Origin of the sequence: Roseibium salinum, from assembly GCF_026240905.1 — a bacterium.
Lineage (GTDB): Bacteria > Pseudomonadota > Alphaproteobacteria > Rhizobiales > Stappiaceae > Roseibium > Roseibium salinum.
On sequence record NZ_JAPEVI010000002.1, the window covers coordinates 319,708 to 332,985 of the forward strand.

At 61.8% G+C, this 13,278-nt stretch carries 13 protein-coding genes; 8 read left to right on the forward strand and 5 right to left on the reverse strand.

Going from position 1 to position 13,278, the window contains the following annotated elements; genetic code table 11:
- Positions 1-153: 153 nt before the first annotated feature.
- The 6 genes from ON753_RS03805 to ON753_RS03830 all read left to right on the forward strand — a co-directional run bounded on the left by ON753_RS03805 (position 154) and on the right by ON753_RS03830 (position 6,335).
- Positions 154-894, forward strand: coding sequence for a GntR family transcriptional regulator (locus ON753_RS03805; protein ID WP_265961229.1), 741 nt, complete (start codon positions 154-156; stop codon positions 892-894).
- Between the two features lie 742 nt (positions 895-1,636).
- Positions 1,637-2,296 (forward strand): GntR family transcriptional regulator, encoded by a 660-nt coding sequence (locus ON753_RS03810; RefSeq protein ID WP_265961347.1) that lies wholly within the window; start codon positions 1,637-1,639, stop codon positions 2,294-2,296.
- 51 nt (positions 2,297-2,347) lie between these two features.
- A complete protein-coding gene (locus ON753_RS03815) occupies positions 2,348-3,325 on the forward strand; it encodes a TRAP transporter substrate-binding protein (RefSeq protein WP_265961230.1) in 978 nt (325 codons plus the stop codon).
- 184 nt (positions 3,326-3,509) lie between these two features.
- Complete coding sequence (locus ON753_RS03820) at positions 3,510-4,010, forward strand: TRAP transporter small permease (RefSeq protein WP_265961231.1); 501 nt, start codon at positions 3,510-3,512, stop codon at positions 4,008-4,010.
- On the forward strand, positions 4,007-5,284 hold the full coding sequence (locus ON753_RS03825; protein WP_265961232.1) for a TRAP transporter large permease: 1,278 nt from the start codon (positions 4,007-4,009) through the stop codon (positions 5,282-5,284). Before ON753_RS03820 ends, ON753_RS03825 begins: the two co-directional genes overlap by 4 nt.
- Before the next feature lie 4 nt (positions 5,285-5,288).
- The gene (locus ON753_RS03830) at positions 5,289-6,335 is read left to right on the forward strand and encodes an L-idonate 5-dehydrogenase (RefSeq protein WP_265961233.1); all 1,047 of its coding nucleotides are present in this window, start codon (positions 5,289-5,291) and stop codon (positions 6,333-6,335) included.
- A gap of 57 nt (positions 6,336-6,392) precedes the next feature.
- Here ON753_RS03830 and ON753_RS03835 read toward each other — a convergent pair whose 3' ends face one another.
- Both ON753_RS03835 and ON753_RS03840 read right to left on the reverse strand, forming a co-directional pair.
- A complete protein-coding gene (locus ON753_RS03835; protein ID WP_265961234.1) occupies positions 6,393-7,571 on the reverse strand; it encodes a site-2 protease family protein in 1,179 nt (392 codons plus the stop codon).
- A gap of 122 nt (positions 7,572-7,693) precedes the next feature.
- Entirely contained in the window at positions 7,694-8,677 is a 984-nt protein-coding gene (locus ON753_RS03840) for a zinc-dependent alcohol dehydrogenase family protein (protein ID WP_265961235.1), read from the reverse strand.
- 286 nt (positions 8,678-8,963) lie between these two features.
- On the opposite strand from ON753_RS03840, the gene ON753_RS03845 reads away from it, so the two are divergent.
- Entirely contained in the window at positions 8,964-9,257 is a 294-nt protein-coding gene (locus ON753_RS03845; RefSeq protein WP_265961236.1) for a hypothetical protein, read from the forward strand.
- A 127-nt stretch (positions 9,258-9,384) separates the two neighbouring features.
- The gene (locus tag ON753_RS03850; RefSeq protein ID WP_265961237.1) at positions 9,385-10,008 is read left to right on the forward strand and encodes a flavodoxin family protein; all 624 of its coding nucleotides are present in this window, start codon (positions 9,385-9,387) and stop codon (positions 10,006-10,008) included.
- A 31-nt stretch (positions 10,009-10,039) separates the two neighbouring features.
- Here ON753_RS03850 and ON753_RS03855 read toward each other — a convergent pair whose 3' ends face one another.
- From ON753_RS03855 to ku, 3 genes are all read right to left on the reverse strand, one after another.
- Positions 10,040-11,101: an AI-2E family transporter gene (locus ON753_RS03855; RefSeq protein ID WP_265961238.1), complete on the reverse strand. Its 1,062-nt coding sequence runs from the start codon at positions 11,099-11,101 to the stop codon at positions 10,040-10,042.
- Between the two features lie 121 nt (positions 11,102-11,222).
- The gene (ligD, locus tag ON753_RS03860; RefSeq protein WP_265961239.1) at positions 11,223-12,236 is read right to left on the reverse strand and encodes a non-homologous end-joining DNA ligase; all 1,014 of its coding nucleotides are present in this window, start codon (positions 12,234-12,236) and stop codon (positions 11,223-11,225) included.
- Positions 12,237-12,242: 6 nt separating this feature from the next.
- Positions 12,243-13,097, reverse strand: coding sequence for a non-homologous end joining protein Ku (gene ku, locus ON753_RS03865; RefSeq protein WP_265961240.1), 855 nt, complete (start codon positions 13,095-13,097; stop codon positions 12,243-12,245).
- Positions 13,098-13,278: the final 181 nt, after the last annotated feature.

A 13,278-nucleotide genomic window follows, 5' to 3' on the forward strand; every position in this document is an offset into this window, starting at 1 on the left:
GCATCTCGCGCACGTTCTTTCGAAACGCAGGATGCTCCAGTGCATTGCTTTCGGCCACATGCCGCCTCCGACATCTGACGAAGGCGAGGTTCAGCCTAGACATCGAACTAACATGTCAGTAAGATGTTAGCAATGATTTTTCGTGGAGAGGCCATGGCCGAGCAGAGTTCACAGCGCGCGACGAACCCGGAAGCGGGACGTCTTCGGGACGAGACCGGATCCGGCAAGGGGAGCTTGCGCAAATTCGCTTATGACCAGATCGAGGACCTGCTCAACACGAGCCGCCTGAAGCCTGGCCAGCTCATTTCACAACGCGAGCTCGTGGAACTCACGGGCGCGACGCTAAGCTCGATTCGCGAGGCAATTCCGCGTTTTGAAGCGGAAGGCCTGCTGGTCACGGTTCCCAAGAAGGGCCTGAAGGTGCCCAGCCTCGATGTCACCTTCGTGCGCGACGCCTACCAGGTGCGCCGGATGATCGAATGCTCGGCCGTGTCCGACATGGTCCGCAGACTAGATGACGAGACGATTGCAGGCTTCATCGACAAGCAGAAATCGCTCCTGAAAGAGCTCAAGACCCACAAGGGAAGCGCACCGCAGCCGTTGCTCGACCGGATCCAGCGCGACGACTGGACCATGCACGCCACCTTCGTGCACACCATGCGGAACGTGCTGATCGACAACATCTACCGGGTCACGGCGATCAAGATCCGAATGGTGGCGCAGTCACGGCTGAAGGTGACCGCGGAAAACGCGGAACGCATTTTTGGCGAGCACCTGACCATTCTGGAACCCCTGGCAGCCCGCGACCGTGAGGAAACCGAGCGCGCCCTCAAGCGCCATATCGACAATTCGCTCACAGTGGCGCTCGGCGGAAACATCGAAATCACAAGCTGACGAAAAGCCTGCAGGTGCCAAGCAGGGCCGCATCCCGAAATGTGTTCCATGCATCAGGCCCGGATATTACTTTTACAATTTAAGCGTGATTATTCACGCGCCCGATATCCAGCAAACATTATTCGTCTCATATTTCCCATTCAAAACAGTGAGTTATCCTGAAATCGCGAGAAACAGGCAAAAGATGCTTCCAATGCCCTTTGTGGTATGTTACACTTTGTGTGTAAAAAATGGTCGCAGCTAATAAGCACGTCTCCCCTCGACCATACCTTTCCCGCGAGGGCAGGATTCGGCAACGGAATAAAAACAAATCCGCCGAACCTGCTCCGCGGGACTTTCTTTTCCAGACCCGTTTGTTCAGAGCCTGCCCCACGCCGGCAACCGGCGGCTCCCGGCACGACTTCACTTCACCAGACTATCCCGGCCCGAAGGTTCGCAATTGCGAAGGGACGCATTCCGGCAGCAGTGACCATGCAGCATGAAGCGGTTCAACTGACCGACAGCCAGAGCGCCCCCGGCACTCGCAGGGCCTGCCGCCGCGGATGTCCGCCGCAGAAAGCCGCAGACCTACAAGAAATGGCCGTCAGGGCCATCGCCAGCTTTCTATCGCAACCCCTATTGTAGACTAGTATGGTAGTGTGCTACGTTAGGTAAGCTTCAGGAGAAGGAACTCTCGATGGTGGTTCCGAAGATGCCGTCAGGCGCGCTGGAAAAACGCGAACTCGAGACGCACCCGTTGGACATGGGAACCGCGGTGGGCCCGCAACTCTACCGCATCCTGCGCCGTCGCATCATCCGCAACGACCTGGTGCCGGGCGTGCGGATGTCCGAGTCCGAAATTGCCGGCAACTATGGCGTCAGCCGCCAGCCGGTTCGCGAAGCATTTATCAAACTCTCGGAAGAAGGCCTTCTTGAGATACGCCCCCAGCGCGGCACTTTCGTGCGCAGGATCGTCATCTCGGAAGTCACCGGCGCACGTTTCGTGCGCGAAGCCATCGAAGCCGACGTCATCAAGCTCCTGGCAAGTGAAACCGTGCTCGGGCTGGTGGAGGAATTGCGGGCCCAGTTGCGCAGGCAAATGAGCGTTGCAGAGCGCAAGGAGCCCTACTCCCGCTTTGTGGAGCTGGACGACACCTTTCACAGGACGCTCGCCACTGCTGCCCGCCAGAACTACGCCTGGGAGATCGTTGAAAACGTCAAGGCACAGATGGACCGGGTGCGCCATCTCTCAGCTCTTCGCTTCCCGATGGAAAAGCTCATCTCGCAGCACGAAGCCATCGTGGATGCGATCGAGGCGCAGGATGTTCGGGCGGCGGAAGCTGCCATTCGCGGGCACCTGCGCGAGATTCTGAACGACCTGCCGGTGGTCGCGCAGAGCAGGCCCGAATTCTTCGGTGAATGACGGGTCCGCAAAGACCGGCCGTAAAGACGAATTCAGCAAGAGGAGGAAAACATGCTGACAGGTTCCAAAATAGGAAAGGGCTTTCTTGTTGCCCTCGCAAGCGGACTGCTGGCCGGATCGGCCTATGCCGCCGACGTGACGTTGAAGCTCGGCCATCCGGCCAATGAACAGAATTCCTGGCATCAGGCTTCCGTGAAATTCGGCGAGGAACTGGCGCGCCTGACGGATGGCCGCATCGAGGTGCAGGTGTTTGCCAACGAGTCGCTGGGTAAGGAAATCGACCTGATCAACGGCATGCAACTCGGTACGGCGGACATGACGATCACCGGCGAGAGCCTGCAGAACTGGGCGCCCAAGGCCGCGCTGCTGGCTGTGCCCTACGCCTATAGCTCCACCGAGCACATGGACGAGGTCGCTTCGGGCGAAATCGGCGATCAGATCGAACAGCAGATCATCGAGAAAGCCCAGATCCGCCCCATAGCGTATTTTGCGCGCGGTCCACGCAATCTGACCTCCAACCGCCCGATCGAGTCGCCAGACGACCTGGAAGGCCTGAAGATGCGCGTGCCGAACGTGCCACTCTTTGTCGACGTCTGGAAAGCGCTCGGCGCCAATCCGGGTCCGATGGCCTTCTCGGAAGTCTTCACCTCACTGCAGAACGGCACCATCGAGGCGCAGGAGAACCCGCTGGCCCTGATCCGCTCGGCGAATTTCCATGAAGTCCAGAAATACGTGAACCTGACCGAACACGTACGTTCCTGGATCTACCTGACGATTGCCGAATCCACCTGGAACAAGCTCTCCAAGGAGGACCAGGACGCCGTCATGGAAGCAGCCAGGATCGCCCAGGCCCATGAGCGTGAGCTGTTCAACGCCTCGCTTCAGGAGGACCGCGAGTTCCTCGAAAGCAAAGGCATGACCTTTGTCGAGGTCGACGGTCCGGCATTCCAGGCGGCGGCCAAGGATGCGGTGCTGCAGAACGTCAATGACGAGATCAAGCCGATCGTTGAGGACCTGTTCTCGAACTGACAGTCCGCCACAGCGAGGCCGGGCCGCCTCATCCGGCCCGGCCTCGCGATGGTTTCAGCAACTCCGGAGCTCCCGCGGTCTCAAGCCGCAGACGACAGGCTTCGGCACCTTTGAAAGCGATCGACAATTCAGCACCCGGGCGGATCAACCCGGATGCAGGTTGATCCAGCCAGCAGTTGAGATCATGGACCGCCTCATTTCGTTGATCATCACGTTCAGCCGGTTTGCCACCGGAACGGCCTTCGCCGTGCTCATGGCCGCCGTGCTGCTCCAGATCGCCGGCAGGCTCACCGGCGACTCCCCGGTCTGGACCGAGGAATTGACCCGCTTCGCATTGCTGTTCCTGGCCGCGTTCGGCGCGGGACTGTCCTATCGCAGCGGCGATCTCGTGAATGTCGATCTGGTATCGGAGTCGCTGCCGGGTAAATGGCCGCGGCGCCTGCGCCTGTTGTCGGCGGTCACCACCGCGCTGCTCTGCCTGGTCCTGATCCCGCCCGCCTGGAAATACACCTCGATCGGCGCCATGCAGACCTCGCCGGCCCTTACCTGGCGCATGGATTTCATCCACGCCAGCGTCCTGGTCCTGCTCGCTTCCCTCGCCGTCTTCTCGATCGTGCGCACGATCGAGATGCTCCTCGGGCGTTCCGAAGGCCTGCCACCAAATCCAGCGGATGACGTCGCATGAACCTTGCCATTCTCATTGCCGTCTTTGTCGGGGGGCTGATCGTCGGCATCCCCGTGGCCGTAACATTGGGCCTGGCGTCCGCCGCCTACCTGCTGGCTGCGGGCATTCCCCTCGTGGTCATGCCGCAAAAAATGTATGCGGGCATCGATGTCTTCGTGCTGCTGTGCATCCCCGGCTTCATTCTGGCCGGCAACCTGATGAATTCCGGCGGCATCACCGAGCGCATCATCCGCTTCGCCAACGCGCTTGTCGGCTGGGCGCGGGGCGGTTTGGGGCTGACAAATGTCGCCGGATCCATGCTGTTCGGCGGGATTTCCGGCACCGCGGTCGCCGATGCCGCCTCGATCGGCGGGATGATGATCCCGGGCATGAAGAGAGCCGGTTATCCGGCCGACTTCTCGGCCGCGGTCACCGCCGCCTCGTCAACGGTCGGACCGATCATTCCCCCGTCCGTTCCAATGATCATCGTCGGGGCGCTTTCCGGCATTTCCGTCGGCCGGATGTTCCTTGCCGGAGCGGTTCCGGGCATCATGCTGGGCCTTGCGATGATGGTCACCGTCTACATCATCGCAGTGCGCAAGGGCTTCCCGCGCCAGCCCTGGCAGGGATGGGGCGAGCTCGGCGGATCCTTTCTGGGAGCGATCTGGGCCATTGCGATGACCGCGCTGATCATCGGCGGCCTGATGAGCGGACTATCCACGCCGACGGAAACGGCGGTGGTCGCCAGCGTCTATGCCTTCGCCGTCGGCTGCTTCGTCTACAAGGAGTTGCCGCTGCGCGCGGTCCCGCGCATCGTCGTCGACAGCGCGATCTCTTCCGCCGCGATCCTGGCGCTCGTGGGCTTTGCCAACGTGTTCGGCTGGATCCTGGTGTCCGAAGGCATTCCCCAGGCGATCGCCTCGGGCGTCCTGTCGATAACGGACAACAAGTACCTGGTCATCCTGCTGATCAACGTGCTGTTGCTTTTCGTCGGCATGTTCATGGAAACCATCGCGGCGCTGATCATCCTGTTCGTGCCGCTGCTGACGCTCGCCACGGGCGTCGGCATCGATCCGCTGCATTTCGCGACATTCGCGGTGCTCAACCTGATGATCGGACTGACCACGCCACCGGTCGGGGTGTGCCTGTTCATCTGCGCCAATATCGCCAAACTGCCGCTCGGACCGGTGGTCCGGGCGCTCTTGCCCTTCCTGCTGACCAACATTATCGTTCTTCTCCTGGTCTCCTACGTGCCGGCGTTCTCCACCTGGCTGCCAGCCCTTCTCATGGATTAAGAAAATGACGAACGAGACACGCGTCTGCCGTCTTCACGACAAGCACGACATCCGCATAGAGATCGCCCCGCTCGATGCGCCGGGCGAGGAGGAGGTGCTCGTCGCGATCGGGGCCGGCGGCATTTGCGGCTCGGACCTGCATTATTATCACGACGGCGGCTTCGGCCCGATCCGGGTCAGGGAGCCGATTATCCTCGGCCACGAAGTGGCGGGAACCGTGGAAGCGGTCGGTCCCGGCGTGAACACTCTCAAGGCCGGGGACCGCGTCGCCGTCAATCCCAGCCGCCCGTGCGGCACTTGCACCTATTGCAGGGAGGGCGCGTTCAACCACTGCCTTCAGATGCGGTTCTACGGGTCTGCGCTTCGCTTCCCCCACGAACAGGGTGCCTTCCGGGAACGGATCGTGGCGAAGGCGTTTCAGTGTGAACGGGTCGGCGCGCATACGTCGCTGGCCGAAGCGGCCTGCGCGGAACCGCTTGCCGTCTGTCTTCATGCCGCGAACCGGGCGGGGAACCTCGGCGGGAAACGGGTTCTGGTGACCGGTGCCGGCCCCATCGGCGCCTTGTGCACGGCGGTAGCCCGCCAGCGCGGTGCCGCGGAAATCGTCGTGAGCGACCTTGAGGACCGGGTGCTCTCGGTTGCTGCCGACATGGGCGCCACGACACGGATCAACGTCAGGACCCGGCCCGACGCCCTGGATGTCTATGCCGAAAATAAGGGCTATTTCGATGTGGTGTTCGAGTGTTCCGGCGCACCCGTTGCGCTGCGGAGTGCCATCAACACGGCGCGCCCGCTGGCAACCATCGTGCAGGTGGGCATTGCGGCGGACGTCCCCGTCCCGCTCAGCCTGCTGGTCGGCAAGGAAATCAACCTGATCGGCACCCACCGCTTCCATGCGGAATTTGCCGAAGCAGCACGCCTGATCGACAGCGGCGCGATCGACGTGAAACCCATCATCACTGGCAGCTATCCGCTGGACCGGGCTGTCGAGGCCTTCGAGGCGGCCGGTGACCGCAGCCGCTCCGTCAAGGTTCAATTGTCCTTTGGCTGAGCGCCGGGGATCCACATCCGAGGTCCCGCGCGGGAGCGATTCCCAACCGGCCTGAAGTCAGGCACGATCCTCCGCAACCTGGCGGAGTTCCGGCTCACTGGCGCCAGGTCCGCCCGAAAGCTCGCGGTGGACGGCGAGGAAGTGCATCAGGTCGCGCATCGTAAGCATACCCTTCAGGTCGCCGCGCTCGACCACCATGAGGCGGCTGACGTTGTTTTCCTTCATCAGCGTAAGCGCGTCCCAGACGAGAGCGCCGGGTTCCACGACGTGGCTGCCGTTCCCGCTGGAAAGGATTTCGGCAACGCTGGTCGTTCCCCAATTCTCGCGCGGCACCTGTCCGACATCCTTCAGGCGGACGGAGCCGAGCACCTGCTCGCCGCGAACCACGGGAAAGGCCTTGTGGAAGTGGCGGTAGAAGTAGTCGTCCACGAGCTCGGCCACGGTGATGTCGGCCGGAACCGCGATCACTTGCGAATTCATGATGTCGCGTACGCGAATATCCTTGAGGGTCTGCTTGAGTTCGACCTGCATCGCCGTGCTGCCGGCGGCCGTGAGGATGAAGAAGCCGATCAGTCCGATCCACAGACCGCCCACGAAGTCGCCCGACACGATGTTGATGACCCCGAGGGCCATCAGCGCCACGCCGAGACCGCGGCCGAGAGCCGCGCTGACCTGCGTCGCGCGGCGCAGGCTCCCGGTCCAGCCCCAGACCGCGGCTCTAAGCACCCGCCCGCCATCGAGAGGAAAGGCCGGCAGCAGATTGAACGTGGCGAGCACGGCGTTGATCAGCGTGAGATAGGAAAACAGCGCGGCGAGCGGCGTAATTCCGTCCCCGGCCGACGTGACTGCGAGCAGGAGGTAGAACCCGGCGGCAAGGATGTAGCTTGAAATGGGTCCGGCAATGGCCACGAGAAACTCGGCCCGGGCGCTCGGCGGCTCGTCGCGAAGATGCGCGACACCACCGAAGAGAAACAGCGTGATTCCGGAAATCGGCATGTCGAAGCGCCGTGCGACGAGGGCATGTGCGAATTCATGGAAGATGATGGATGCGAAAAGCCCGATCGCCCCGGCAATGGCAAGCCAGATGGCCGTGTCGGTGGCCAGCCCTTCGATCACGGCGGGAAAGTAGCCCCGTGCCAGACTCCACACGATCAGCACGGCAAGCAGGAACCAGCTCGGATCGACACTGACCCTGAACCCGAAGAGCGTGAAGAGATGAAACCCCCTGCCGAACATATCAGTTCCTTCCTTTAAGCATCGCCTTGTGCGGATAATCCTTCCACCGTCGCGTGGTTCCGCCTGGAAGCCGTCTGATCCTGATGCATCCGCAGACGGCGCTTACAGTCCTCCGGTGCGCGTCAGGGAACCAGGACTGCGGCCCCTTGAAAGCGTCCCTCCCGCAGGTCGTCCAGCGCCTCGTTGGCTCTTTCCAGTAAATAGGGCGTAGTCACCGTCTTCACACGGGCGCGCGGTGCGATCTTCAGGAACTCGGCCGCATCGGCGCGCGTCAGGTTGGCTACCGAGACGACCTGTCGCTCCTCCCACAGAATGCGGTAGGGAAAGGAGGGAATGTCGCTCATGTGGATGCCGCCGCAGACGACGCGGCCGCCTTTCTTCACCGCCTTCAGCGCCAGGGGAACCAGGTCACCCACAGGCGCGAACAGGATTGCGGCGTCGAGTTCGTCGGGCGGGCTGTCCTCGGATGCTCCTGCCCAAACGGCGCCGAGCGAGCGGGCATGGCTCTGGGCCGCCTCATCGCCCTTGCGGGTAAAGGCATAAACCGCACGTCCCTGCCAGGTCAGTATCTGGATCAGAATATGCGCGGCCGCGCCGAAGCCGTAAAGCCCGATCCGCCCGCCGTCGCCCGCCATCTTCAACGAGCGCCAGCCGATAAGACCCGCGCACATCAGCGGCGCGGCGGCCACCGGATCGTCAAAACCGTCCAAGGGAAATGCGAATTCCGCATCCGCTATCACATGGGTCGCAAAGCCGCCATCGCGCGTATAGCCGGTAAACAAGGGTTTATCGCAAAGATTTTCACGTCCGCCGGCGCAGTATTCGCAATGACCGCAAGTGTGGCCCAGCCACGGGATGCCGACGCGCTGATCCAAGTCGAGTGTCGATACGCCTTCGCCCCGCGCCACAACGCGGCCGACGATTTCGTGGCCGGGAATGACCGGCAGCCTGGTGTCGGGCAGGTCGCCATCGACCACATGCAGGTCCGTCCGGCAAACGGCACAGGCTTCGACCCGGACGCAGATTTGACCGGCGCCTGGAACCGGATCCGGGCGCTCTTGGAGAACCAAACGCGTTCGCGGCGCGTTGAGTACCATGGCCTTCATGACAAAACGTCACCTTATTCCGCTGCCGCTCCCATCGATCCGTGGAAAGCGGGCTCGGGATCCCAAAGGCGAGAACTTGCACCAATAGAAGGCCGGTGCATTGACCACAGTCAACGACAGTCAGGTCATTTGCGGCTAGCCGGTATTTCTCGAACTCTTTGCCGCGTGCGCCTGAGGAGTTTCGTTTCGGCCCGGCACCGGCGGTTTTACCGTCTGCCCCACCGAAACGGAACGCACACCGGAGAGTTTGAAAATGCGGGCCAGGCCCGTTGGGAGGAGGAGAAAGATGATAAAAGGGGCTGCGAAGGTTCATGAACCGGCCGTCTCGGATGAGCAAGCTGAAACCCTCTGGTGGCCGGATTTCCGCGTGGTTGCGCTCGACAATGCCAGATGGCAGGTCAAGCTCTTATCGGCCAAGGCGTGCGATTGGGTCCGCAGGAGAACCGAACCGCCTTTGGCTTCCGATGCCGGAAAGCTGATGATCACGGAGCTTGCCAGCCTCAACCTTCTGATTTGCAGCGCGCGTGAGAGTGGCCTGAAGATCGAATATGTCGGTCCGCATCAGGTGGTCAGGTTCTGAGCGGCGCGAATAAGGGCCGATACCATCGCTGGCAGTTCCCCGCGGCAACGGAAATCCGGCACGTGCCGGAACCTTCTTCCAAAATCGCCGTTCGCCGCTTGAGGTCCGGCAGACGAAAGGAAACATCATGGCCCAGGCGCTTTCCGCATTCGCATTGAACTGCTCGCTCAAATCCGCTTCCGACAACGAGCGCTCGTCAACCGACAAGATGCTGGACGACCTGCTTTCGGCGCTTGCCAGGTTCGGCGTCAAATCGGAGGTCGTGCGTGCGGTTGATGAAAACCTGAAGCCGGGTGTGCTCTCGGATATGGGCGACGGCGATGACTGGCCGCGGCTGCGCGGCAAGATCGTCGACGCGGACATCTTCGTGCTCGGCACACCCATCTGGCTCGGACATCCGTCCAGCGTCGCCCAGCGGGTGCTCGAACGGCTCGATGCCTTTCTCGGCGAAACGGACGACCGTGGCCGCATGCCCGCCACCGGCAAGGTGGCTCTCGTGGCGGTCGTCGGCAACGAGGACGGCGCACATCACTGCCATGCCGCCTGCTTCCAGGCTCTCAACGACGTCGGCTTCACCATTCCGGCCGGCGGCGGCTGTTACTGGGTGGGCGAGGCCATGCAGGCCACAGACTACAAGGATCTCGACAAGATCCCCGACCCGGTCCGCTCGACAATCGAGACGGCGGCCTCCAACGCGGTTCACCTGGCCGATCTTCTCAAGAAAGACCGCTACCCCGGCATTCAATCCTGAAAGTGGCAGTTGCATGTCCGGGGTAGCAGCCTCAAGTGCTGGTCGCCTTCTTGAGTGCGTCAAAATCCCTACAGTCGGACAGGAACAGAGCCAGGGGCTGCAGGGCCGGGATCTTTGCGCAAAAAATCATCATCACCAGCGACATGGGTACCGCCACAAGGGCGCCGGCCATGCCCCACACCCAGGTCCAGAACATTAGCGCGATCAGCACGACGAGCGGAGACAGCGACAACTCCCGCCCCTGAAACTTGGGATCGATGTAGTTGCCCATGATCTGCTCGATCACCAGGAGTCCGATCCCGTAGATCGACGCCCACCAGGGAGGCAGTTGCAGGAAGGCGAAGGCTGCGGGCAATAGCCCTGCTACCAGAGAGCCGACGGTGGGCACATAGTTCAGAAGGACCGCGAGCAGTCCCCATACGAGCACGAAGTCGAGATCCCACATCCAGCTCCACAGGGCATAAAGCGCACCCGTGGCCACGCCGATCACCGTGCGGACGACAAGATACCAGCGCACGCGCCCCGCGATGGAGAAAATCGCGTCGCGATATTCCTTGCCGTTGGCGTACCCGGATGCGGACTGCAGCTTGGCCGAGAGCGCCGGCGTTTCGACCAGCATCAACACCACGAGAAAGAGGATCAGCGAGAGAATTCCTGCGAGCGTGGTGGCCGACTGGAGAGTGAGCGTGACGAGGCTGAGCACCGGGTCGATGAGCCGGGCAGACAGCGCCTCTTCCCCGCCGTCCTTCATCAGGTTCGAAAAATCGATCCAATTCGACAACCTGGTCGCGTAGGCGGCAATGGCATCTTCATAGTCGGGCAGCTTGATGGTGATCTGACGCGCGGCCAGGAGCAAGCCACCGATAAAGATGGAAAACACGATCAGGATCACGATCACTGCGGCGAGATGGCCGAGCCAGCGTAACCCGTGGGGCAGGCGCTGGCGAAACAGCGCATCAACGGGCCACACCGCCATGGTGATGAAAAATGCGAGAGCGAGGGTGGAGGATACGAGGCTGGTGGCGTGAAGGGCAGCGACGGTGAGCAGGGCCGCCACGAGCCCGACGACCCAGGTCACAACTTGAAGATTCATCGTTCCCTTGCTTCCCTCTCATCATGATGTGCCGGTACGCACTTTGTCTTCTTCCTTAAACAGCGTCGGGAGCCGTCTGGTTCCGAAAGCTCCTCCGCGCAGCTTGAGATGAGGGCTGTTGTCAGCCGCCGCGCGGCTTCTCCAGCACCACGTTTTTCGCCTCCTTGTCCTCTCGCAGGCCCTTGTAGACCCCATGACGGACGCTGCCGCCGGCCGTAAATTCGGTGAATTCGATCTCGGCGACCAGATCGGGCGTCACATAGCGCACCGAACGCGCGATATTGGCCGGCACCTCGGCAAAGGGCGAGGTCTTGCGGGCGCGCCTTTCTAACAACTTCGCCAACTTGTCCATCGTATCTTCATCGAAGCCCGTGCCGACGCGTCCGCGGTAGATCAATTCGTCGCCTTCATACGCCCCGAGCAGGAGCGAGGCGAAGGGCCGGGCCGGCTTGTCGGAAAGGCTGTAGCCGCCGATGACGAGTTCCTGCCGCTTCGAACATTTCACCTTCAACCAGCTTTTTCCGCGCCCGGAGCGGTAGCGGTCGTCACGCTTGGCGATGATGCCCTCGTGGCCGGCGGAGCAGAGTTCCTGCAGTACCTTGTCCGCGTCCCCCTCGACGTGCTCTGAATACAGAAGAGGACCATTCTTGCTTTTCAGCAGCTTTTTCAGGCGGCGCTTGCGCTCCGTCAGCGGCTCGCCGGCCAGGTCCTTGCCGTCCTCTTCGAGAAGGTCGAAGACGAAGCACGACATGTCGCCTCCGGAGGAAAGCGATTTTTGAAGTGACGAGAAATCGGTTCTGCCATTGGAATTGAAGGCGACGATCTCTCCGTCCATGAGCGTACCGCTGGTGGGCAACTCTGCTGCCGCGGCGGCGATTTGAGCGAACCGATCCGTCCAGTCCTTCCCGCCGCGCGTGTAGACCCGGGCGGTGCCGTCGCCGATGGCGATCAGTGCGCGGTAGCCGTCATATTTCATCTCGGACAGCCACTGCCCGCCCTCCGGCGCCGTGTCAACCAGCGTGGCAAGCTGCGGCTCGCGCCACTTGGGCAGCTTGCGCGCAGCCTTCGAGGACCGGCCGCCTTCCGCGCGGTTCTCCTTCGCCTTGGTCGATGCCTTTTTGGAGCCGCTGGCCATCGGTCTTTATGCGCTCTTCTTTCGGCTGCCCGACTTGCTGCTTGCCGACGACTTCGACCTGGATTTGCCGCCAGACGACTTGACGCTCTTTTGCAGCGCCGCCATCAGGTCCACGACGTTTCCGGCTCCCTCGGCTTCCTTGTCGGTCTTCACGCGGGTGGTGCCTTTCTTGCGCTTGCCGATCTTTTCCTCGACCAGGGCATGGATTGCCTCCGAATAGCGGTCCTTGAAGGCCGCGGCGTCGAAGGGTGCCGTTTTGCGTTCGATGAGCTCCTTGGCGACCGAAAGCAGATCCTTCTCAGCTTTCTTGTCGGAAATGGATGCAAAGAAGGGGTCCGTCTTGCGGATCTCGTTTTCATAATGGAGCGTCTCCAGAAGCAGGCCCGTGCCGCAGGGCCGAACGGCCGCCAGGTGCTCCTGTCCGCGCATGGCGAGTTGGCCGATGCCGGCCTTGCCGGTTTCCTTGAGCGCATCGCGCACCACGCGGAAGGCGTCTTCCGCCAGTTCGTCGCGCGGGCTGAGGAAATAGGGCTTGTCGAAATAGATGGGCGGGATTTCGGTCACGTCGACAAACTGAACGAGCTCAAACGTCTTTTTCGATTCCAGCTTGATTTCCTCGATCTCGTCGGGATTGATCAGCACATATTCGTCTTTGTCGAGCTCGTATCCCTTCCAGATATCCTCGCTTTCCACCGGCCCGACGCCGGGCACCACCTTCTGATAGCGCACGCGCTTGCCGGTGGGTTTGTGAATCTGGCGGAACGAAATCTGGGCGCTCCGCTCGGTGGCCGAATACATTTCGACGGGGATAGCCACCAGCGAAAGCCGCAGCTGACCTTTCCATACGGGACGCGTGGCCATATCTGCCTCACCCGTTCATGGTCTTGCCCGCCAGCCATGTGGCGATGGCGTGCGCGGCGGCGGCCGTCTCATCTCTGACATTCATGGAAAACCTCCGTTTTCAAGCGAACGGAGAAAAGCGGTAATTCGTTCCATGACGGGTGGAGCCGGGCGGCTCCATCAGCGCGCCGTGCCCCCTGGC

What these genes read in the sequence shown, in the direction of transcription:
- ON753_RS03805 (WP_265961229.1), top strand. Translation starts at nt 154, where the DNA reads ATGGCCGAGCAGAGTTCACAGCGCGCGACGAACCCGGAAGCGGGACGT.
- ON753_RS03810 (WP_265961347.1), top strand. Translation starts at nt 1,637, where the DNA reads ATGGGAACCGCGGTGGGCCCGCAACTCTACCGCATCCTGCGCCGTCGC.
- ON753_RS03815 (WP_265961230.1), top strand. Translation starts at nt 2,348, where the DNA reads ATGCTGACAGGTTCCAAAATAGGAAAGGGCTTTCTTGTTGCCCTCGCA.
- ON753_RS03820 (WP_265961231.1), top strand. Translation starts at nt 3,510, where the DNA reads ATGGACCGCCTCATTTCGTTGATCATCACGTTCAGCCGGTTTGCCACC.
- ON753_RS03825 (WP_265961232.1), top strand. Translation starts at nt 4,007, where the DNA reads ATGAACCTTGCCATTCTCATTGCCGTCTTTGTCGGGGGGCTGATCGTC.
- ON753_RS03830 (WP_265961233.1), top strand. Translation starts at nt 5,289, where the DNA reads ATGACGAACGAGACACGCGTCTGCCGTCTTCACGACAAGCACGACATC.
- ON753_RS03835 (WP_265961234.1), bottom strand. Translation starts at nt 7,571, where the DNA reads ATGTTCGGCAGGGGGTTTCATCTCTTCACGCTCTTCGGGTTCAGGGTC.
- ON753_RS03840 (WP_265961235.1), bottom strand. Translation starts at nt 8,677, where the DNA reads ATGAAGGCCATGGTACTCAACGCGCCGCGAACGCGTTTGGTTCTCCAA.
- ON753_RS03845 (WP_265961236.1), top strand. Translation starts at nt 8,964, where the DNA reads ATGATAAAAGGGGCTGCGAAGGTTCATGAACCGGCCGTCTCGGATGAG.
- ON753_RS03850 (WP_265961237.1), top strand. Translation starts at nt 9,385, where the DNA reads ATGGCCCAGGCGCTTTCCGCATTCGCATTGAACTGCTCGCTCAAATCC.
- ON753_RS03855 (WP_265961238.1), bottom strand. Translation starts at nt 11,101, where the DNA reads ATGAATCTTCAAGTTGTGACCTGGGTCGTCGGGCTCGTGGCGGCCCTG.
- ligD (WP_265961239.1), bottom strand. Translation starts at nt 12,236, where the DNA reads ATGGCCAGCGGCTCCAAAAAGGCATCGACCAAGGCGAAGGAGAACCGC.
- ku (WP_265961240.1), bottom strand. Translation starts at nt 13,097, where the DNA reads ATGGCCACGCGTCCCGTATGGAAAGGTCAGCTGCGGCTTTCGCTGGTG.